Genomic DNA, 18786 nt, shown 5'->3' on the forward strand with positions numbered 1-18786 from the left:
CAGATCACCCGATCAGGGCGTCAATGTAGAGTTCTTCGGCAGACACTTGGTTCTTGCCGTACCACTCGTCATTGTAGATCACCTGCTTGGCCACGTTTTCGGGTGTGTTCGGATTCCATTCAGCCAGTTCGGCAGGTACAAGCGGTGCTGCGGCGGGGTTGATCGGACCGTTACCGATCGCCACAAACCAATCCGCCTGAAGCTGCGGATCCTGCGCTTTGGCAATGAAGTTCATCGCGGTCTCTGTGCCTGCGGGGTTGTTCTTGGGAACGACCCACATGCCCGGCTGCAACAGCGCCCCATCGTATGTCATTTTGAACGTGCCCGGCTCCATCTGGTCTTTCAGCAGAAAGCCACGGGTCGAATAAATGTTGCCCATGGCAACTTCGCCCTGAAGGAACAGGTTTTGGCTGTCCGAACCCGATCCCCAAACAATGATGTTGTCGCGCAATTCGCGGAACTTGGCGATGGCGGCTTTGATACCTTCATCATCCAGAAACTCGTAGACGTCTTCCTTGGCGATACCCATGGCTTGCGCGGCGCCTTCAAGTTGCCCACGCACGGACTTGCGGAAGGTTCGCATGCCGGGGAAGTCCTTGACGTTCCACACATCTGCCCAAGTTTGCGGGCCGCCATCTGGCAGCATGGTCGGGTTGTGGGCTAGGGCGTAAGAAAAGACGTAGTTGCCTACCGCAAAGGGCAGGGCGGTGCCTTCAAGCACTTTGCTTTTGTCGACGATAGAGTAGTCGATGTCTTGGATAACTCCGGCACCGTTCATCACGATGGCAGATCCCGCACCACTGTCGCACACGTCCCAGACCACGGCACCACTTTCGACCATAGCGCGCACTTTGCCCGCACTGGGGCCAGCCCCGTCGACACGGACGGGAATGCCGGTTTCTTCTTCGAACGCTTTCCCGAGCAGGTCGCGCAGAATGTCAGAGGCCGCGCCGCCCCAGTTGCATACGACCAGTTCGCTGGCCTGCGCAAGCGCGCGGTTACCCAGCAGTGGCACAAGGCCAAGCGCGCCCATGGCGGTCAGGAACCCGCGACGCGACAGGGTGCCGGCCTTGTATTTCTCTGCCGCGATCTCTGCGAGATCGGACTGGTAGTTATGGTCTGAAGTATCCAAGAGATGTCTCCTTGTTGGGGGGGGCTTGCCTTGAACTCGGGGCCCTTTTTCCCCGCTTTGCCGTTGAGGATACGGCGCGGCGGGGGATTTTTGATAACGCCGGATCAGGCGTCGATAAGCGGCACGCAGGCTTCGGCATCCCAGCCAAAGCTGACGTCCATTCGCGGTTCGGGGCGCACATCCGCGTGCCATGTCGATTGCGAAACCATGATTTCACCCAATTGCTCGTGGTCCACGAGGACCTGACACCGCTCGCCCAGATAACTGATTTGCCGCACGCGGCCTTTGAACGGTTCTTCGCCAGGCAGGCCCAGACGAATGCGTTCCGGACGCAGCGCAACGCATGCCTTGCCGGTTGTCGCAACAGCGTCGCCGCCCATGATGGGGAAGCGGTGGCCCGCAGCTTGGGCGATGGCCTGATCCCCTTCGTGACCGGTGATCTCAACTTCGATACAGTTGGATTTACCAAGGAAGTTCGCGACAAAGCGCGTGCGGGGCCGGTCGTAAAGTTCGGTCGGTGAGCCCTCTTGCTGGATCGCGCCGTCCTTGAGGATGACAATCCGGTCGGACATGGACAGCGCCTCGTCCTGATCGTGGGTCACATAGACAAATGTGACGCCAAGACGTTCGTGCAGGGCCTTCAGTTCCCACTGCAAGTCAGCGCGCAGTTTCTTGTCGAGCGCGGACAGCGGTTCATCCAGAAGCAATACGTCAGGCTTGAATGACAATGCCCGCGCAAGCGCGATCCGCTGCTGCTGCCCGCCAGAAAGCTGGTTTGGCATACGGTCGGCGAACTGGCGCATCTGCACAAGATCAAGGCACTCGCGCACCCTGTCGCGGGTTTCCTGTTTGCCCCATTTACGGACGCGCAGCGGATAGCCGACATTCTCGGCCACTGTCATCGTCGGGAACAGCGCATAGCCCTGGAACACCATGGCAAAGTCGCGTTTTTCCGGCGGCAGGCGGGTGATGTCCGTGCCGCGTGCATGGACATGGCCGCTGTCGAGGGCGGTGAACCCCGCAATCGCCGACAAAAGCGTCGTCTTGCCCGAACCGGACGGGCCGAGCAGCGTCAGGAACTCACCTTCCTTGATGTGCAGATCCACGGCATCCAGTGCGCGGAAATCGCCGTAGGTCTTGATGGCCTCGCAGACGGAGAGGATTGGGTCGTTCATGCTGCTGCCTTCTAATGTCGTTGCGGAGCTGATGGCTCCGGCATGTCACAAAAAGAGCAGCGGTGGTCAACAATTTGAAATAAAATAAACGGCTTCAGGAATAATCTGTAGTTATTCCCCACGCGCGAAGTGCGTCTGGATCATTTAATGCGCCGCGTACGAATTCCTGAAACTGCATCGCGACGTGGGGCGTCGGGAACAGGTTCGAGGTAACGCCGTGCAGGCTGACCTTCATTTCCGGCTCGATTTCGCGCACCGCAATGCCGCGTCGCGCCACGCCAAGCAGTGCAAAGTTGTCGACCAGCGCGACGCCAGCCCCCGCTGCCGCCATCTCAAGTGCCGTCGATGTGTGGCGGACTTCGCAGAAGTAACGGCGTTCGATCCCGTTCTTCCTGTAAACCTCGTCAACCATTTGCCCCAGCGGCGTGCTGGAGCTGTACGAGATGTGCCGCACGTGGTTCAGATCCAACACGTTGATTCGCCGGGATGAGGCGAGTTCGTGCGTATCCGGCATCGCGCAGACCATATTACCCGACGCCATGGGACGAATACTAAGCGCGGTGTGACGGGGCAGGGTGATTGAAAAGCCGAGGTCGGCGCGACCGCTGATCAGTTGTTGTATTATGTCGTCAACGCTCCCCAGCTCGATCGACAGTTGCACCCTTGGCCGCGTTCGCGTGAATTCCGTGATCAGCCGTGGCAGTAGGACATATCCGATGGATGGCGTCGCGATCACGTTCAATTGGCCGACAGTGCCGCCCTTCAATTGGTTGATGATTCTGTCCACGCGCTTTTGTTGCGAGAACAGGTGCTGCGCCTCTTGCGCGATGTGAAGGGCTTCGGGTGTTGGCGTCAGGCGGCCCTTTTCCCGTTTGAACAGGGAAAACCCGACCAGATCTTCGATGTGCCGGATCATGTTCGACACGGCGGGCTGACTCACGGACAGCACTTCGGCGGCACCTGATGTGGTGCCCAAATCAATCACCGCACACAGCACTTCGAGTTGTCGCAATCTGATCATTGTGAATAACCTTATATTATACTTTGCCCGTGTTTTTTTATTTCCAGATAATTCACCCCCTGTCTACCGTCGAGTTCAAGATTTCGAAGGAGCAGGCAATGAGCCGTAAAACCGTATTCGCCGTGGCCCAGATGGGGCCCGTCCACCTAAGCGACACGAAGGAAGCCACCGTGGCTCGCCTGATCGACATGCTGCGCGAAGCGCATGGCCGCGGATCCCGCTGGGTCACTTTCCCCGAGCTTGCCCTCACGACCTTTTTTCCGCGTTATGTCTATGACGACCCCGCCGAATACGACCGTTTCTACGAAGAAGGTTTCCCGTCCCCCGCGATGGCACCGCTGTTTGACGAGGCCAAAAAGCTCGGCGTCGGTTTCTATCTGGGCTACGCCGAGAAAGTGACCGAAGGTGGTGCGGTGCACCGGTTCAACACCTCGGTATTGGTGTCGCCACAGGGCGAGTTGCTTGGCAAATATCGCAAGATCCACCTGCCTGGCACGAAAGATCCGATTGGGGATCCGGAATTCGAACACCTCGAAAAACGCTATTTCGAGGTCGGCGATCTGGGCTTTCCGGTGTTCAAGTCCGATGTCGGTCGGATCGGTATGTGCATCTGCAACGACCGCCGCTGGCCCGAAACGTTCCGCGTTATGGCCCTCGCCGGTGCCGAGGTGTTCATGCTGGGTTACAACACGCCGACCCGTAACATCCACCACAACGAACCGGCGCATCTGCGCGAACATCACCACCGTCTCAGCCTCGAATCCGCCGCCTACCAGAACGGCGCTTGGGTGATGGCGGCGGGAAAATGCGGCTCCGAGGACGGATTTACCATGATTGGCGGCTCCGCCATCGTTGCGCCGACCGGTGAAACCGTGTCCCGCGCGGTGACGGAAGAGGATGAAGTCATCTCGTATAACTGCGACCTTGAGCTTGGCGAATATATCCGCCGGTCGGTCTTCAACTTCGCAAAACATCGCCGGATCGAACATTACGGCCCGATCACGTCACAGACCGGTGTGGAGATTGCAGAATGACCTACTCCCTTGCCGGACGCTGCATAGAGACCGACCGCATTGGCTTTGCCGTCGCCACTTCCTCCGTCGCCGTTGGTGCGCGGGTTGGTGCCGTGCTGCCCGGTTGCGTGGTCTTCTCCCAAGCCCGCACAGATCCACGGCTGCACCGTATCGGGTTACGCGCCTTTGAAGATGGCGGTGATGCGGTGGCGGTTCTGGATGCAATGCGCGATGCGGCCCATGCGCCGCACTGGCGTCAATTGGGTGTTCTGACCATGCAGGGCGACGGGCTGCACCATACCGGTGAGTCGTGCCTTGATCACACCGGCGGTCTGACCGGAACCGACTGTCTTGCCATCGGCAACTTCCTTGGCAGTGCCGATGTGCTGCCAGCGATGGTGCGCGGCTTTGAAGGTGCGACCGGAACGCTGGAACAGCGGCTAATGGCAGGGATGCTTGTGGGCGAAGAAGCAGGCAGTGAACGCGATCCTTTGCAATCCGCCTTCCTTGTCGTCATGGGGCCGGACGAGTTGAAAGACACGGACCTGCGCATCGACGATTCCAAAACGCCCCTGCAAGATCTGGCCGCCCTTTACGCCGACTGGGCCCCGAAATCCGAGGCTTACAGATTGCGCGCAATCGATCCGGACAGCGCACCCTCTTCCTCATTGATCGAGGGGGCCGCCCCCACCTGAACCGGTACCGACCCCGTTCGGGGTCCGACACATCCATTACGAGGGGAACACAAAGTTCCCCGTAGCGCGGGCGCAGCTCGGGATCCTCTGCGCGCGCACACTCGCCTGATCCCGAAACCAACAGTGGAGCTTCCCAATGACGTACAAAATCACAACTCTGATCTCATCTCTGGTGATTGGCCTTGCCGCCAACACAGCCATGGCCGACACCGCAGCCGACATGGTCCCCGCAGACATCAAGGAAAAGGGCTACCTCTCGGTCGGTATCGAAAGCACCTACCCTCCGATGGCTTTCCGCGACCCCGAAACCAACGAACGCGCAGGCATCAACGTGATGCTGGTGGACGCATTGGGCGAAGTGCTCGGCCTTGAAATCCGGTATGAAGACATGGGCTTTGAGCAGTTGATGACATCGGTCGCCAGCGGCCGCATCGACATGATCGGCACGGCGATTTCCGATCTGCCAAGCCGTCGCGAAACCATGTCCTTTGTCGACTACATTTCCACCGGCGCGCAGCCTTTCGGCCTTGCCGCGACTGCTGCCGAAATGTCCGAGAACGCCGATCTGTGCGGCCACGCGGTCGGCGCACCCCGCACCACCAGCTATCTGCCGTCGCTTGAGGCATGGAACGAAGAACATTGCGTCGGCGCAGACCTTGAGACAATGAATGTCCAAGGCACAGGCGGCGCGACCGACACCCGCCTTTCCCTGATGCAGGGGCGTCTTGATGCAGGGATCTTGGGTCAGGAATATGTTGCCTACCTGATGGCGCAAGAACCCGACACGTTCGGCACAATCGGCGATCCGATCACCCGCACGCTGTTCGGTTTCGCATTCGGTAAGGAATATGTCGAACTGCGCGATGCTGTGGCACAGGGCGTGACCGAGATCATGGAGAACGGTGCCTATTCCGCCGCGCTCGAAGCGTTCGGTATGGAAGCGCAAGGGCTGACCGAAGTCTCTATCGACCAAGGTACCTGATCGATGTCGGCCAAGGTCTGTGATCCGACCGAGATGCTGGCCGTTGTCTGGGGTGAGGCTGCGGGCGGGGCACCATTTGCCCTCTGTCCGCAGCCGATCCCCGAACCCGGACCGGGAGAGGTGCGCCTGCGCGTTGCGGCGGCGGCCCTCAACTACTCGGACCTGCTGCTGGCGCGCGGACGTTACACGCTTGCCAGTCCGGTCGCCGGTATCGAAGCCTCCGGTATCATCGACGCACTTGGCCCCTCTGTCACCGGCTGGAAGGTTGGTGACAGGGTTTGCGCCCTTAGCGACGGGGGCGCGCAGGCCGACTGGCTGTGCGCCCGCGCCGATCATTTGCTGCCATGGCCCGAACGGCTGGATGCGGCACAAGCAGCCAGCCTGCCCGAAGCGATGGCAACAATCTGGTCCAACCTTGTTGATCTTGGCGGCATGACGCGCGGCCAGACCTTGGTTGTGCACGGTGCTTCAGGCGGGATGGGCAGTTTTGCGGTCGAGGCCGGCCATGCGCTAGGCCTCACAGTGATTGCCTGTTCCAGCGCGGCAAAGGCGGATTTCGTCCGGTCCTTGGGTGCTGACCACGTGATTGACGGACGCGACGCGGATGCATTTGCGGCGCAGGTTCTTGCCCTGACCGACGGGCGCGGTGCCGATCTGATCCTCGACGTGATGGGTGCCTCGCACCTTTCGGCCAATGTCACAGCCGCCGCGATGGACGGGCGGATCGTGGTAATCGGCCTGATGGGCGGCCCAGAGGCGCAGGTACCGCTGGGCAAGATGATGGGCAAACGACTGACGCTTTTCACCACATCCTTGCGTGATCGTCCCGTCGACGCCAAGGCCCGCATCATCAATGGCGCACGGCAGGATCTGCTGCCGCTGGTCGAAAATGGTGCGCTCACCCCGCGCATCGCCCGACGCTTCCCGCTTGCCGAAGTCGCAGAGGCGCACCGCTTTATGGAAAGCCGAGGTCACCTTGGCAAAATCGTCCTCGAAACACGGACAAACCCCGACAGGACCCCAGTATCATGACAATGCCCCCAAACCCCTATGCGGATCTGCCAGTGATCCGACGCCGTTATCACGGTCGCTATCTCTCGGCTGCGCTGATCCTTCTGGCGCTTGGCGGAATTTGCTACGGCTTTGCCGTCGGCAAGATCGAATGGAGCTATGTCGCCCGCTTTCTCACCGTACCCGCGATTATCAGCGGGCTGATCAACACGGTGATTATGTCGGTTCTTGCGATGCTGATCGGGATCGCCCTTGGCGTGATCTTTGCGATCATGCGCCTGTCGAACAATCCGGTCCTCAGCTGGTCGGCACGCGGCTATGTGTGGTTCTTCCGCGCGGTGCCGGTGCTGCTGCAACTGCTGATCTGGTTCAACCTCGCGCTGATCTTTCCGACCATCGCGATTCCGGGTCTCTTTTCCATCTCAACGGTCTACCTGATGACGCCTTTTGTCGCCACATTGCTTGGCCTCGGCATCCAGCAGGGGGCATACACATCCGAGGTGGTGCGCGCCGGCTTGATGTCGGTGGATCGCGGGCAGTACGAGGCCGCGCAGTCCATCGGGATGCCGCAATTGCAATGCTTGCGCCGGATCGTCATTCCCCAAGCCATGCGTGTGATCGTGCCGCCCATCGGCAACGAATGGATCGGGATGGTCAAGCTGACCTCGCTTGCGTCGGTCATCCAGTATTCCGAAATCCTGCATTCGGCCCAGAACATCTATTACGCCAATGCGCGGGTGATCGAACTGCTGATTGTCGCCTCGATCTGGTACCTCGTTATCGTCACGATCATGAGCATCCTGCAAAGCCGCATCGAGAAATACTACGCCAAAGGCGTCCGCAAGAACGGGAGTAAATCATGACTACGAACCCAATCGTCGCCTCCTACGGGCTTGAGAAACACTTTGGCACCTTCCACGCGCTGAAGGGCGTCGATCTGACGGTCGCAAAAGGCGAAGTTCTGTGCATCATCGGCCCGTCCGGTTCGGGGAAAAGCACGTTGTTGCGCTGCATCAACCAGCTTGAAACCGTCAGCGGCGGGCATTTGGTGGTGGCGGGTGATCTTGTCGGGTTCCGCCGCGAAGGTGACCGCCTGCGCGAACTCACCGACCGCGAAATCGCGCGCCAACGGCTGAAGACGGCAATGGTGTTCCAGCGCTTTAACCTGTTTCCGCACAAGACAGCTCTGGAGAATGTCACCGAGGGGCCGGTACAGGTACTGCGCGAACCCCGCGCCAAGGCGCGCGCCAAGGCCGAGGCGTTGCTGACCAAGGTGGGGCTGGAGCAGAAGCTGCATGCCTATCCCTCCGAACTGTCGGGCGGGCAGCAGCAGCGTGTCGCCATCGCCCGCGCCTTGGCGATGGAGCCTGAGGTGCTGTTGTTCGACGAACCCACGTCGGCGCTCGACCCCGAGTTGGTTGGCGAAGTGCTGAACGTCATGCGCAGCCTTGCCGAAACAGGGATTACCATGATCATCGTGACACACGAACTCGGCTTTGCCCGCGATGTCGCGCATCGGGTGCTGTTCATGGATCATGGTGAGGTGGTCGAGACCGGATCACCCGAACAAGTGCTAAGCGCGCCGACCGAACCGCGTACGCGTGCGTTTATCTCCGCCGTACGCTCGCACGGGTAGGGGCGCAGATAAAGGCTTGCCTAAAGCCGGAATGCATCATGAAACTCGGGGCGGTGCTTTTGCTGCCCCAATCCTCAAACTCAGGAATATCCCATGACGATTAAACGTATCGAATCCGGCGCCCGTATGAGTCAGGCCGTCGTACATAATGGCACCGTCTACCTTGCGGGGCAGGTTGGTGAAGGTGCCACTGTCACCGAGCAAAGCAAGGCCGCACTGGCCGAGGCGGAGCGCCTTCTTGCCGCTGCCGGATCGGACAAGGCACACATCCTGTCCACGACGATCTGGCTGGCCGACATGGCGCTGTTTGCCGAGATGAATGCCGTTTGGGACGCATGGGTGGACCCCGCCAATCCCCCCGCGCGCGCGTGCGGAGAGGCAAAGCTTGCCACGCCTGACTATCTGGTCGAATTCATGATCGTCGCGGCGGTTGCCTGAATGAATGGGGGTGGACGTTGCGCCGTTGCGGCCAGCGTCCACCCGTCGCCCGCGAGTTGGGCGATCAGTACCAATCAAGCAGGTTTACGTTCTCTTTCGTCACCACATGGGTCGGCAGAAAGACCGAAGACGGCACAGCCTGATCGGCACGACGGCGTGCCACCATCCGCAGACATTCCGTGAGAACCGCGAAATTGTCCGCAGCGATCTGCGCGCCAAGGCCACCCGATAGCAGCAGATCCTTGAGCGGGTGGAACAGCTCGTGGCCGATGATGAAAGACTTGTCGTTGGGCGCCAGATCCTCGACCGCTTTGGCAAGGCCGACCACGCCGGACGACGGCGAATAGACCGAATCCACATGCTGGCCCTGTTTGCGCAGACCGGAAAGCAGGTCATATGCCTCTTCCGCTGTCCCGCTGGAGGTGGCCAGTTCAACAATCCTGCCCTGAAAGTTCAACTCGCGCAGGGTGGAGCGGAAGCCCATCTCACGCTCGCCCTCGCAGCGCCAGTTCCGCCCGATATGCAGCGCGACAAGTTGTTCCTTGCCTGTCTGGCGCATCGCGACCATGCGCGCGGCCAGACGTCCGGCCACCACTTGATCCATGCCAACATAACAAAGCCGACGGGAACCGGGAAAGTCGGTGGTCACGCAGACCACATCGGTTCCGGCCTCGACCGTGGCGTTGATTTGCCCCGCCATTTCCGCGCTGGAGCGTGCGACAAGTATGACGCCGTCCAGCCCGCTTGCGAATTTACGCATTTCTTTGGCCGCCTCGACGACGTTGTCAGCGTGAAATTGCAGAACCTGCGGCGCATGTGTCAGGCCCAGCCGCGCGGCAAGCCGTGGGATAAGCGCCTCGTAGGCTTCGGTCAGCAGTTCGGTCGTATTCAGGATGAAGGCGACGCGCAGGTCTTTGAGATCTGGGGCGGATGTGCGGCGTTGGCCATGTGTCAGCGCCTCGATGGCCGACTGGACCTTGAGGCGGGTTTTTTCCCGCACGCCGGGCCGATTGTTGAGGACGCGGTCCACCGTTGCGGTGCTGACATCCGCAAAGAATGCGATCTGTTTGAGGGAAGGTTCTTGTGACACAGGTATCTGGGCCTTTCCGGTTCGCATGACGACGGGTGGTGTTTCGACCCTTCCAACTTTGTTACATCAAATGATGTGGTGCAATGATAAAATGATGGACTGATGAAATATTTGATGCAAACGTTCTCGGCAGAGGAAGAGGAAACTGGGAGGAAACCATGAAGACACGACTCAAGAACTATTCACTGGCGGCCGTGATTGCGGCATGTGCCATTGGGCAATCTGCGCACGCGGAAACAGTTATACGGTATAACGGCCTGTCAAAGCTGGACATGATCGACCCGATCTGGACAACCAACTACGGCGTCCGCGATCACGGCTACCTGATCTATGATACGCTTTTCGCGCAAGACGCTGATGGTGTCGTGCAACCTCAAATGATTGATGTGTGGTCGGTGAGTGATGATCAATTGACCTACACGTTCACCCTGCGCGACGGGCTGAAGTTCCACGACGGTGCGCCTGTGACCAGTGAGGACGTGATTGCCTCGCTTACGCGCTGGATGGGCAAGGATTCATTCGGGGTCGAGATCAAATCCCGCCTGTCCGAGATGGCGGCAGTGGACGACACGACCTTTACTATCGCGCTGACCGAACCTTTCGGCTTGATCATCGAGGCACTGGGAAAAACGGCCTCCAACGTGCCGTTCATTATCCCCGCGCGCATCGCTTCGGCGGCGCAGGATGAACAGATTTCCGACCCTATCGGTTCTGGCCCGTTCGTATTCAATACCGAAGAATGGAAGCCCGGCGTCAGTGCCGTCTACACCAAGTTCGAGGATTACGTCCCTCGTGACGAGCCGCCTTCGGGTCTTGCCGGTGGCAAGGTTGTCATGGTCGACAAGGTTGAGCGGATTTTCTTTCCCGATGACATCACAGCCGTAAACGCGCTGGTCGCGGGCGAGCTTGATTATATCCCGCAGTTCCAGCCGGACCTGATCCCGATCCTGCAATCGGGCAGTGATATCGTGATCAAACCGCACAACCCGCTGGGCCAGACGATCCAGATCATCCCGAACTTCCTGCAGCCGCCCACCAATGATGTGCGCATCCGACAGGCCATGCAGCTTGCGCTGGACCAGACGGATTACATGACGGCGATCCTCGGGTCGTACACCGATCTCTACCAGACCTGCGCGTCGATCTTCATGTGCGGCACCGCGCTGGAAAATGACGCCAATGGCGAGCGTCAGATGACCCGCGACATCGACGCCGCCAAGGCGCTGCTGGACGAGGCGGGCTATGACGGGACGCCGATCACCCTGCTGCACGCCACAGATGTCAGTGACCAGCGGGCCGGTGGGTCGGTCACGGCACAACGACTGCGCGAAGCAGGTTTCGAGGTAGACGTGGTCACTGCGGACTGGGCGACCGTGGCCCAACGACGCGCCAACAAAGGGACTGTCGACGAAGGTGGCTGGAACGTGTTCCAGACCGGATGGGACGGTATGGCGCTGCAAAACCCGCTGACCAACGTCTATGTCAGCGGCGCCTGTGATGATGCCTGGTACGGCTGGAACTGCTCCGAAACACTCCAACAGCTGAAACAGGATTTCATCAAGGCATCGACCGATGAGGAACGTAAAGCGATTGCCGTAGACATACAGCAAGAAGCCTACGAGATCGTCTCGGTCATCATGATGGGGCAATACACCCAAGCGAGCGCGTGGTCCGGCAAATTGCAAGGTATGCAGCAAGTGCCAATGACCACCAATCTCTGGGGTGTATCCAAGGCTGACTAAGCCCCACTGGTCCGGTCGGTTTCACTCCCTGCCGACCGGACTTTTTTCTAACATGACAGGAGCTACTCATGCTGAGTTACATCATCCGGCGTCTCGTGGCGTCGGTCCCTATCATCTTGTTCGTGACGGTCTTCGTCTTTCTGCTGAGCCACCTCGCACCAGGCGATCCGGCGGCCCTAATCGCCGGTGAGAATGCGACGCCGGAGCAGATCGCAGAGATCCGCGAACGGCTTCAGCTGAACGAACCTCTTGTCGTGCAATTCGGGATCTGGGCGTCGGACATGCTGCGGCTGGATATGGGGAATTCGATCTTCTCCAACAAGCCGGTCACGGAGCTGATTGCCGCGCGGCTTGAGCCGACCTTGGTCCTCGGCGGCGTTACTATCCTTTTGACGATCTTTCTGGCTGTGCCCGCCGGTGCGCTGGCGGCTTGGAAGGTCAATTCGCTTTCGGATCGCACCATCATGATCCTGTCGGTGCTGGGCTTTTCGATCCCGCCTTTCCTGATCGGCTACGCGAATATGTACATCTTTTCGATCAAGCTGGGCTGGTTTCCGGTGCAGGGCTACAGCCCATTAAGCGAGGGGGTGGGCGCGACGTTGCGATCTGTTGCCTTGCCTGCGCTCACAATCACGCTGGTCTTCTGGGCGCTTGTGGCCCGCATCACCCGCGCCGCGATGATCGAAATCCTGCAAGAAGGGTACACACGCACCGCCCGCTCCAAAGGGGTGAACGAGATGAAGGTCGTGTTTGTGCACGCGCTCAAGAACGCGGGTGTGCCGATTGCCACCGTGGTGGGCGTGGGTGTTGCGATCCTGATTTCCGGCGTCGTGGTGACGGAATCCGTTTTCAACATTCCGGGCGTCGGGCGCCTTGTCGTCGATGCGATTACCCAACGCGACTTTCCGGTGGTTCAGGGCACGATGATCTTCTTCTCGGCAGCCCTCATTGTCGTCAACCTGATCGTGGACCTGAGCTATGCGCTCTTTGATCCGCGCATCCGTTACTGAGGTGCTGACACATGTCCTCCACTGACACACAACCCACCATCCAATTGCACCGGTCGCGTTGGGCTGAATTCTGGCGCTTCTTTCGCGAGTTCACCAGCGGCCCTGTCGAAAAGATCGCGGTAGGGATCATCGTCGCGGCGGTGCTGATTTCGATCTTTTCGCCGATGCTGATCACGAACTATTCCGACATCGACCCGATTGCGCGGATGAAACCGCCAAGTGCCGACCACTTTTTTGGCACCGACCATCTGGGCCGCGATGTTTTCGCACGCTCCATGGTGGGGACGAAGAACTCGCTGATTATCGGGTTCAGTGTGGCCATCCTGACGACCCTGATCGGTGGCACATTGGGCCTGATTGCCGGTTTTATGAAGATCGGTGATCGGGTGATCATGCGCCTGATGGACGGGTTCATGGCCATTCCGAACGTGTTGCTGGCCATCGCGCTGGTCGCCCTGATGGGGTCCAGCCTGACAACGATCATCATCGCCATTACCGTGCCTGAAATGCCGCGTATGGCGCGCATCGTGCGCAGTGTTGTCGTATCGGTCAAAGAGATGCCGTTCATTGACGCCGCCCGCACCATGGCGACGCCCACGTGGAAAGTTATCCTGCGCCACCTGCTGCCCAACACTATCGGCGCGGTGTCGGTACAGGCCACGGCCACTTTCGGATCGGCCATCATCACCGAGGCGATCCTGAGTTTTTTGGGCGCAGGTACGCCACCGGACATCCCAAGCTGGGGCGGGATCATCGCGGAAAGCCGCGTGTTCTTCCAGATTTCGCCGTGGGCCATCGCCTTTCCAGGCTTGATGCTGTCGCTGCTGGTGCTGTCCGTCAACATTCTGGGCGACCGGCTTCGCGAAGCGCTCGATCCGCGTGTTGCACGCAAGAGAGGATAAGATGACCCATAAAACCCCGCTCTTAAAAGTAGAGAACCTGAACATCCGCTTCGGACGCCCCACGGCGCCTGCCACGGTCGAAGACCTGTCTTTCGAAATCCACGAGGGTGAAACACTGTGCCTTGTCGGCGAATCCGGCTCGGGCAAGTCGATCAGCGCGATGAGCCTTCTGGGGCTTCTGCCGAACAGCGCCCATGTCACCACGGATAGGTTCGTGTTTGACGGCAAGGACGTCGATGTGCGCGACCGCGATGCGTTGAAAGGCCTGCGCGGCGAGGGCATCGCAATGATTTTTCAGGATCCGATGTCGTCGCTCAATCCGGCCTTCACCATCGGTTACCAGATGATTGAGGCCATCCGCCTTGCGCCGAACGTCGGCAAGAAAGAGGCGATAGAGAAGGCGGTTCATTACCTCGAACTGGTGCGAATTCCCGATGCGCGTCGGCGGCTGAACAGCTATCCGCATCAGCTGTCGGGTGGGATGCGTCAGCGTGTGATGATCGCCATGGCCCTGTCGCGTAATCCGAAACTGTTGATCGCGGACGAACCCACCACGGCGCTGGATGTGACCATTCAGGCGCAAATTCTGGCGCTGATCGACGACCTCAAGGCGACGCTGAACACGGCCGTTCTGTTCATCACCCACGACCTTGGCGTGGTGGCGGAAACGGCGGATCGCGTGGCGGTCATGTATGCGGGCCGCATGGTCGAAGCCGCAAGCGTCACAGACGTGTTCGACGACCCACGGCATGCCTATACAATGGGTCTAATGCAGGCGAGCCCGCGTGTCAGCGCAGGGCGCAACCGCCTGAACGATATCCCCGGATCGGTGCCTGAACTGTTTGCACGCCCCAAGGGCTGCACCTTTGCGCCACGCTGCGCCTTTGCGCTGGACGAATGCAGGGTGCCGGGCGCTGAAACGCCGGTGATCCGCGACAACCACCTCAGCCGATGTGTGCGCAGTGCCGTGCTGGGCCAGCTACAGGAGGACATACATGTCTGAACCACTGATCCAAACCACGGGCCTGTCCAAAGTATTCCACCTAGGGCGGGGCAAAAGCCTCAAGGCAGTGAGCGAGGTCGACCTGACGCTGAACAAGGGGGAAACCCTGTCCATCGTAGGCGAAAGCGGCTGTGGCAAGACCACGCTGGCGCGGCTTCTGGTCCGGCTGGAAACGGCATCGGCGGGCACGATTTGTTTTGACGGCAAGGATGTGTCCGACATTTCGGGCGCCGAGGAAAAGAACTGGCGCCGCGAGGTGCAGATGGTGTTTCAGGATCCCTATACCTCGCTCAACCCGCGCATGACGGCCTTCAATGCCATCCGCGAACCGTTGGACAATTTCGGTGAGGGCACGCAGGAAGAGCGCGACCAGCGCGTGGTGGAACTGCTGCTGCGTGTCGGGTTGAACGCCTCGCATGGCAAGCGGTATCCGCATGAACTGTCCGGCGGTCAGTGCCAGCGGCTTGGCATCGCGCGGGCGCTGGCGCTCCGGCCCAAGGTGGTGATCGCGGATGAACCTGTTTCCGCGCTCGATGTGTCAATTCAGGCGCAGGTGCTGAACCTCATCACCGAATTGCAGGAAGAGTTGGGGATTTCTATCGTCTTCGTGTCGCATGACCTGTCCGTGGTGCGCCATGTGAGCGACCGTGTTGTGGTCATGTATCTTGGCCGCGTGGTCGAACAGGGCACGGCAGAGGTTGTGCTGGACACGCCCCTGCATCCCTACACGCAGGCGCTGCTTGGCTCGGTCCCGATCGAACATCCGTCCCAAAGGAAAAGCCGCCAGCTTTTGTCGGGCGAAATCCCAAGCCCTCTTGATCCGCCAAGCGGTTGTGCATTCCGGTCACGCTGCCCCCACGCGATGCCGGTTTGCGCGGAACAGGTGCCTGCACTGCGCCACGCCTCGACTGGTGCCGCGGTGGCCTGCCATCTGGTGGACGCGTAATGAGTACGGATAAGAAACCGACCGACCCACGCTATGCCGCGCTGTCCAAAGAAGTGCGCGACTTTCTGGAATGGAACGCCGAGAATTCGCTGCCGCCGGATGCGGATATCGCCGCGATCCGCGCACGCCACAGGATGGAAACCGACCATATCCAGATCGACACGGTTCCCGTGGCCCATGTGCGCGATGTCGAGGTCGAAGGTACCCATGCGCCCGCCGCCTTGCGCATTTACCAGCCGCAGGCTGAGGTCCGCAAAGACGGTCCCGCGATCCTGTTTTTCCACGGCGGGTCGTGGATGATGGGCAGCGTGCAGTCACACGATTCCCTGTGTCGCCAGATGTGTCACATGACCGGATTGCCGGTGCTGAGCGCCGAGTACGGCCTTGCGCCCGAGAACCCCTTCCCGAAGCAGACCGAGGATTGCATCACGATCTATGACTGGGTCTGCGAGAACCGGAATGGGTTGGGCGTTGACCTGTCCGACATCATCCTGTGCGGCGACAGTTCGGGCGCAAATCTGGTTGCGGTGCTGACCCATGACCTGAAGGCGCGCAACCTGCCGATGCCGCTTGCGCAAATCCTGATCTATCCCAGCGTGGCCCTTTCCAAGCATCGCCAGTACCAGTCATGGAAGGACTACAGCACCGGTTTCCTGATCGGGGAGCCGTCTTTGGTCCGTACGATCAAATACTATCTGAACAGCGAGGAAGACCTGTTTGATCCGCGCGTCAGCCCGCTGCTGTACGAGGATTTCACGGGCCTGCCACCGGCACTGGTACTGACGGCCGAGTATGATCCTATTCGGGACGGTGGGCGCGACTATGTCGCGCGGCTTGTCGATGCGGGGGTCAGGACGCGGTTTCTGGAATATCCGGGCACGACCCATGGCTTCCTGTCTTACGGCGTCCCCAAGGCCGAGGCTTTCGAAGCCTTGAGCGCGATTGCGGAATTTACGGCAGAGATCACCAAAGAAGCCGCCAAGCAGGCCGCGCAGCGTTAGACCGCTGTCCTACATAATCCGCAGCTCAAACTGCGACGCGGGCGACATTCGCTGTCCGTGTCGCACCGTCACGCTTGCGCCAATACGCTATGTTTCTTGAACATTCTAAACTAAATGTTAGTGTGGAAACCCACGCAAATAATTGGTTAAATGTAGTGAAATCACCAGCGAAACGAAGAATTGTATCCTCTCGCCACCTCGCGGATGGCGAAGGGTGGGAGGCGTCCGAATTCGAATTCGGCCTCATCATCGCGTTCAACGCATTCTCCCGCTGGATGGTGAAATGTATGGCGGCGGCGGGTCATACCGATATGAACCCGCTGGAAATTCTAGTTCTTCACAATGTGAACCACCGTGGTCGCGACAAACGGCTGAGCGATATCTGCTTTCTGCTGAACATCGACGACACGCACACGGTGAACTACGCACTGCGCAAGCTGTCCAAGGCCGGTTTGATCGCCTCGGAAAAGCGCGGGAAGGAAGTGTTTTACAGCACCTCTGAAACGGGCGCGGCGCTGTGTGATCAATACCGTACCGTGCGCGAACAGTGCCTGATTGACGGGCTGAGCCGCATGGACATTTCGGGCGAGGAGTTGAGCAGCCTTGGCGCCAGCCTTCGTTCCCTTTCAGGCCAGTACGATCAGGCAAGTCGGGCTGCATCATCGCTGTGACGCAGCCCGATATCCGTTACCGATTCATAGCCGTCGGCAGATAGGTCACGATCTGCGGAAAGATCGTGATCAGCACCACCGCCAGCAACAGCAGGAAGAAGAACGGCATTGCCGCCTTGGCGATGCGCAGGATGTCGATGCCTGTCAGCCCCTGAATGACAAACAGGTTGAACCCGACCGGCGGTGTGATCTGGCTCATCTCTACCACGAGGACGAGGTAGATGCCGAACCAGATCGGGTCGATCCCCACGGCCATCACCATCGGCATGATGATCGATGTCGTCAGAACCACCACCGAAATCCCGTCAAGGAACAGGCCAAGCACGATGAAAAACACCGTGAGCACGGCGAGCAGCACATAGGGCGACAGGCCCATCTCTCCGATCCACGCCGCCAGATTGCGCGGCAATCCGGTGAAACCCATCGCAACTGCCAAAAATGCCGCTCCCAGCAGGATAAAGGCGATCATGCAGGACGTGCGCGCCGCTGACAAAAGCGCATCCATGAACTTGGCGCGGGTAAAGCTGCCCGACAGAACCGCAAGCAGGATCGACAGGAGAACGCCCAATGCGGCGGCGTCCGTGGGCGAGGCGATGCCGGTATAGATCGCGCCGATGACCCCGCTGATCAACAGGGCAACAGGGATTAGGCCACGGGCCTCCCACAGCTTTTCCTTGAGGTTCATCTTGACCGTTTCGGACGGGATCAGATCGGGATCCATCCATGCGCGCACTGCGACATAGGCGCTGAACAAGGTGACAAGCATCGCGCCTGGGATCAGGCCGGCCACGAACAGCCGCGCAATGGATTGCTCCGTGGCCACCCCATAGACGATCAGGATGATCGACGGTGGGATCAGCAGCCCAAGCGTGGCCGATCCGGCCAACGTGCCGAGGATCAGGCTTTCGGGATAACCACGAGACTTCAGTTCGGGGATCGACATCTTGCCGATGGTGGCGGCAGTCGCAGCGGACGAACCGGACACCGCGGCAAAGATCGCGCAGCCAAGGACGTTCACATGCAGCAACCGCCCGGGCAACCCGCCAAGCCACGGCGCAAGCCCGTTGAACATGTCCTTGCTCAGCCGTGATCGCAGCAAGATTTCCCCCATCAAAATGAACAAGGGCAGGGCGGTCAGGGACCACGAATGGCTGTGCCCCCAGAACGTCACCGCAAGGTTCAGACCCACAGACGAGTTCGAAAAGAAGGTAAGCGCCACAGCCGCAACCGCCGTCAGCGACAGGGCAATCCACAAGCCCCCCGCCAGAAACACGAACAGGACCGCAAGAAGGATAAGGCCAACAACAGGATCAGACAT

19 protein-coding genes are annotated in these 18786 nt (G+C 59.7%); 14 read left to right on the forward strand and 5 right to left on the reverse strand.

Annotated elements, in window-relative coordinates:
• Window positions 1-4: 4 nt before the first annotated feature.
• The 3 genes from AC6GQJ_RS14460 to AC6GQJ_RS14470 form a co-directional block, all read right to left on the reverse strand.
• On the reverse strand, window positions 5-1132 hold the full coding sequence (locus AC6GQJ_RS14460; protein ID WP_500769461.1) for an extracellular solute-binding protein: 1128 nt from the start codon (window positions 1130-1132) through the stop codon (window positions 5-7).
• Window positions 1133-1236: 104 nt separating this feature from the next.
• A complete protein-coding gene (locus AC6GQJ_RS14465; protein ID WP_500769463.1) occupies window positions 1237-2307 on the reverse strand; it encodes an ABC transporter ATP-binding protein in 1071 nt (356 codons plus the stop codon).
• 94 nt (window positions 2308-2401) lie between these two features.
• Window positions 2402-3328, reverse strand: coding sequence for a LysR family transcriptional regulator (locus AC6GQJ_RS14470; RefSeq protein ID WP_500769466.1), 927 nt, complete (start codon window positions 3326-3328; stop codon window positions 2402-2404).
• Window positions 3329-3426: 98 nt separating this feature from the next.
• On the opposite strand from AC6GQJ_RS14470, the gene AC6GQJ_RS14475 reads away from it, so the two are divergent.
• The 7 genes from AC6GQJ_RS14475 (at window position 3427) to AC6GQJ_RS14505 (ending at window position 9103) form a co-directional block, all read left to right on the forward strand.
• Window positions 3427-4362: an N-carbamoyl-D-amino-acid hydrolase gene (locus AC6GQJ_RS14475; protein WP_500769468.1), complete on the forward strand. Its 936-nt coding sequence runs from the start codon at window positions 3427-3429 to the stop codon at window positions 4360-4362.
• A complete protein-coding gene (locus AC6GQJ_RS14480) occupies window positions 4359-5036 on the forward strand; it encodes a DUF1028 domain-containing protein (protein WP_500769470.1) in 678 nt (225 codons plus the stop codon). The genes AC6GQJ_RS14475 and AC6GQJ_RS14480 overlap by 4 nt, the downstream gene beginning before the upstream one ends.
• A 136-nt stretch (window positions 5037-5172) precedes the next feature.
• On the forward strand, window positions 5173-6018 hold the full coding sequence (locus AC6GQJ_RS14485) for a transporter substrate-binding domain-containing protein (RefSeq protein ID WP_500769472.1): 846 nt from the start codon (window positions 5173-5175) through the stop codon (window positions 6016-6018).
• Between the two features lie 3 nt (window positions 6019-6021).
• On the forward strand, window positions 6022-7050 hold the full coding sequence (locus AC6GQJ_RS14490; RefSeq protein ID WP_500769474.1) for an NAD(P)H-quinone oxidoreductase: 1029 nt from the start codon (window positions 6022-6024) through the stop codon (window positions 7048-7050).
• The gene (locus AC6GQJ_RS14495; protein ID WP_500769476.1) at window positions 7047-7892 is read left to right on the forward strand and encodes an amino acid ABC transporter permease; all 846 of its coding nucleotides are present in this window, start codon (window positions 7047-7049) and stop codon (window positions 7890-7892) included. The genes AC6GQJ_RS14490 and AC6GQJ_RS14495 overlap by 4 nt, the downstream gene beginning before the upstream one ends.
• Window positions 7889-8665: an amino acid ABC transporter ATP-binding protein gene (locus AC6GQJ_RS14500; RefSeq protein WP_500769478.1), complete on the forward strand. Its 777-nt coding sequence runs from the start codon at window positions 7889-7891 to the stop codon at window positions 8663-8665. Before AC6GQJ_RS14495 ends, AC6GQJ_RS14500 begins: the two co-directional genes overlap by 4 nt.
• Before the next feature lie 93 nt (window positions 8666-8758).
• Window positions 8759-9103, forward strand: coding sequence for a RidA family protein (locus AC6GQJ_RS14505; RefSeq protein ID WP_500769480.1), 345 nt, complete (start codon window positions 8759-8761; stop codon window positions 9101-9103).
• 64 nt (window positions 9104-9167) lie between these two features.
• On the opposite strand, the gene AC6GQJ_RS14510 is transcribed toward AC6GQJ_RS14505, so the two are convergent.
• Complete coding sequence (locus AC6GQJ_RS14510) at window positions 9168-10193, reverse strand: LacI family DNA-binding transcriptional regulator (protein ID WP_500769482.1); 1026 nt, start codon at window positions 10191-10193, stop codon at window positions 9168-9170.
• Window positions 10194-10351: 158 nt separating this feature from the next.
• Here AC6GQJ_RS14510 and AC6GQJ_RS14515 point away from each other — a divergent pair, with 158 nt between their 5' ends.
• From AC6GQJ_RS14515 to AC6GQJ_RS14545, 7 genes are all read left to right on the forward strand, one after another.
• Window positions 10352-11935, forward strand: a complete 1584-nt coding sequence (locus AC6GQJ_RS14515) for an ABC transporter substrate-binding protein (protein WP_500769484.1) — start codon at window positions 10352-10354, stop codon at window positions 11933-11935.
• A 68-nt stretch (window positions 11936-12003) separates the two neighbouring features.
• Window positions 12004-12945 carry an ABC transporter permease gene (locus tag AC6GQJ_RS14520; RefSeq protein WP_500769486.1) on the forward strand — a complete coding sequence of 314 codons (942 nt, stop codon included), beginning with the start codon at window positions 12004-12006 and terminating at the stop codon, window positions 12943-12945.
• Window positions 12946-12956: 11 nt separating this feature from the next.
• Window positions 12957-13847: an ABC transporter permease gene (locus AC6GQJ_RS14525; protein WP_500769488.1), complete on the forward strand. Its 891-nt coding sequence runs from the start codon at window positions 12957-12959 to the stop codon at window positions 13845-13847.
• 1 nt (window position 13848) lies between these two features.
• Complete coding sequence (locus AC6GQJ_RS14530; RefSeq protein ID WP_500769490.1) at window positions 13849-14850, forward strand: ABC transporter ATP-binding protein; 1002 nt, start codon at window positions 13849-13851, stop codon at window positions 14848-14850.
• Entirely contained in the window at window positions 14843-15796 is a 954-nt protein-coding gene (locus tag AC6GQJ_RS14535) for an ABC transporter ATP-binding protein (RefSeq protein ID WP_500769492.1), read from the forward strand. The genes AC6GQJ_RS14530 and AC6GQJ_RS14535 overlap by 8 nt, the downstream gene beginning before the upstream one ends.
• Entirely contained in the window at window positions 15796-16797 is a 1002-nt protein-coding gene (locus AC6GQJ_RS14540; RefSeq protein ID WP_500769494.1) for an alpha/beta hydrolase, read from the forward strand. The genes AC6GQJ_RS14535 and AC6GQJ_RS14540 overlap by 1 nt, the downstream gene beginning before the upstream one ends.
• A gap of 155 nt (window positions 16798-16952) precedes the next feature.
• On the forward strand, window positions 16953-17468 hold the full coding sequence (locus tag AC6GQJ_RS14545) for a winged helix DNA-binding protein (RefSeq protein ID WP_500769496.1): 516 nt from the start codon (window positions 16953-16955) through the stop codon (window positions 17466-17468).
• A gap of 16 nt (window positions 17469-17484) precedes the next feature.
• Here AC6GQJ_RS14545 and AC6GQJ_RS14550 read toward each other — a convergent pair whose 3' ends face one another.
• Window positions 17485-18786 carry a TRAP transporter large permease gene (locus AC6GQJ_RS14550; protein WP_500769498.1) on the reverse strand — a complete coding sequence of 434 codons (1302 nt, stop codon included), beginning with the start codon at window positions 18784-18786 and terminating at the stop codon, window positions 17485-17487.

The organism is Tateyamaria sp. 7Alg 36 (assembly GCF_059882455.1).

Coding starts and splice junctions, on each gene's coding strand:
- AC6GQJ_RS14465 (WP_500769463.1), bottom strand. CDS start 2,307: ATGAACGACCCAATCCTCTCCGTCTGCGAGGCCATCAAGACCTACGGC.
- AC6GQJ_RS14470 (WP_500769466.1), bottom strand. CDS start 3,328: ATGATCAGATTGCGACAACTCGAAGTGCTGTGTGCGGTGATTGATTTG.
- AC6GQJ_RS14475 (WP_500769468.1), top strand. CDS start 3,427: ATGAGCCGTAAAACCGTATTCGCCGTGGCCCAGATGGGGCCCGTCCAC.
- AC6GQJ_RS14480 (WP_500769470.1), top strand. CDS start 4,359: ATGACCTACTCCCTTGCCGGACGCTGCATAGAGACCGACCGCATTGGC.
- AC6GQJ_RS14485 (WP_500769472.1), top strand. CDS start 5,173: ATGACGTACAAAATCACAACTCTGATCTCATCTCTGGTGATTGGCCTT.
- AC6GQJ_RS14490 (WP_500769474.1), top strand. CDS start 6,022: ATGTCGGCCAAGGTCTGTGATCCGACCGAGATGCTGGCCGTTGTCTGG.
- AC6GQJ_RS14495 (WP_500769476.1), top strand. CDS start 7,047: ATGACAATGCCCCCAAACCCCTATGCGGATCTGCCAGTGATCCGACGC.
- AC6GQJ_RS14500 (WP_500769478.1), top strand. CDS start 7,889: ATGACTACGAACCCAATCGTCGCCTCCTACGGGCTTGAGAAACACTTT.
- AC6GQJ_RS14505 (WP_500769480.1), top strand. CDS start 8,759: ATGACGATTAAACGTATCGAATCCGGCGCCCGTATGAGTCAGGCCGTC.
- AC6GQJ_RS14515 (WP_500769484.1), top strand. CDS start 10,352: ATGAAGACACGACTCAAGAACTATTCACTGGCGGCCGTGATTGCGGCA.
- AC6GQJ_RS14520 (WP_500769486.1), top strand. CDS start 12,004: ATGCTGAGTTACATCATCCGGCGTCTCGTGGCGTCGGTCCCTATCATC.
- AC6GQJ_RS14525 (WP_500769488.1), top strand. CDS start 12,957: ATGTCCTCCACTGACACACAACCCACCATCCAATTGCACCGGTCGCGT.
- AC6GQJ_RS14530 (WP_500769490.1), top strand. CDS start 13,849: ATGACCCATAAAACCCCGCTCTTAAAAGTAGAGAACCTGAACATCCGC.
- AC6GQJ_RS14535 (WP_500769492.1), top strand. CDS start 14,843: ATGTCTGAACCACTGATCCAAACCACGGGCCTGTCCAAAGTATTCCAC.
- AC6GQJ_RS14540 (WP_500769494.1), top strand. CDS start 15,796: ATGAGTACGGATAAGAAACCGACCGACCCACGCTATGCCGCGCTGTCC.
- AC6GQJ_RS14550 (WP_500769498.1), bottom strand. CDS start 18,786: ATGTCTGATCCTGTTGTTGGCCTTATCCTTCTTGCGGTCCTGTTCGTG.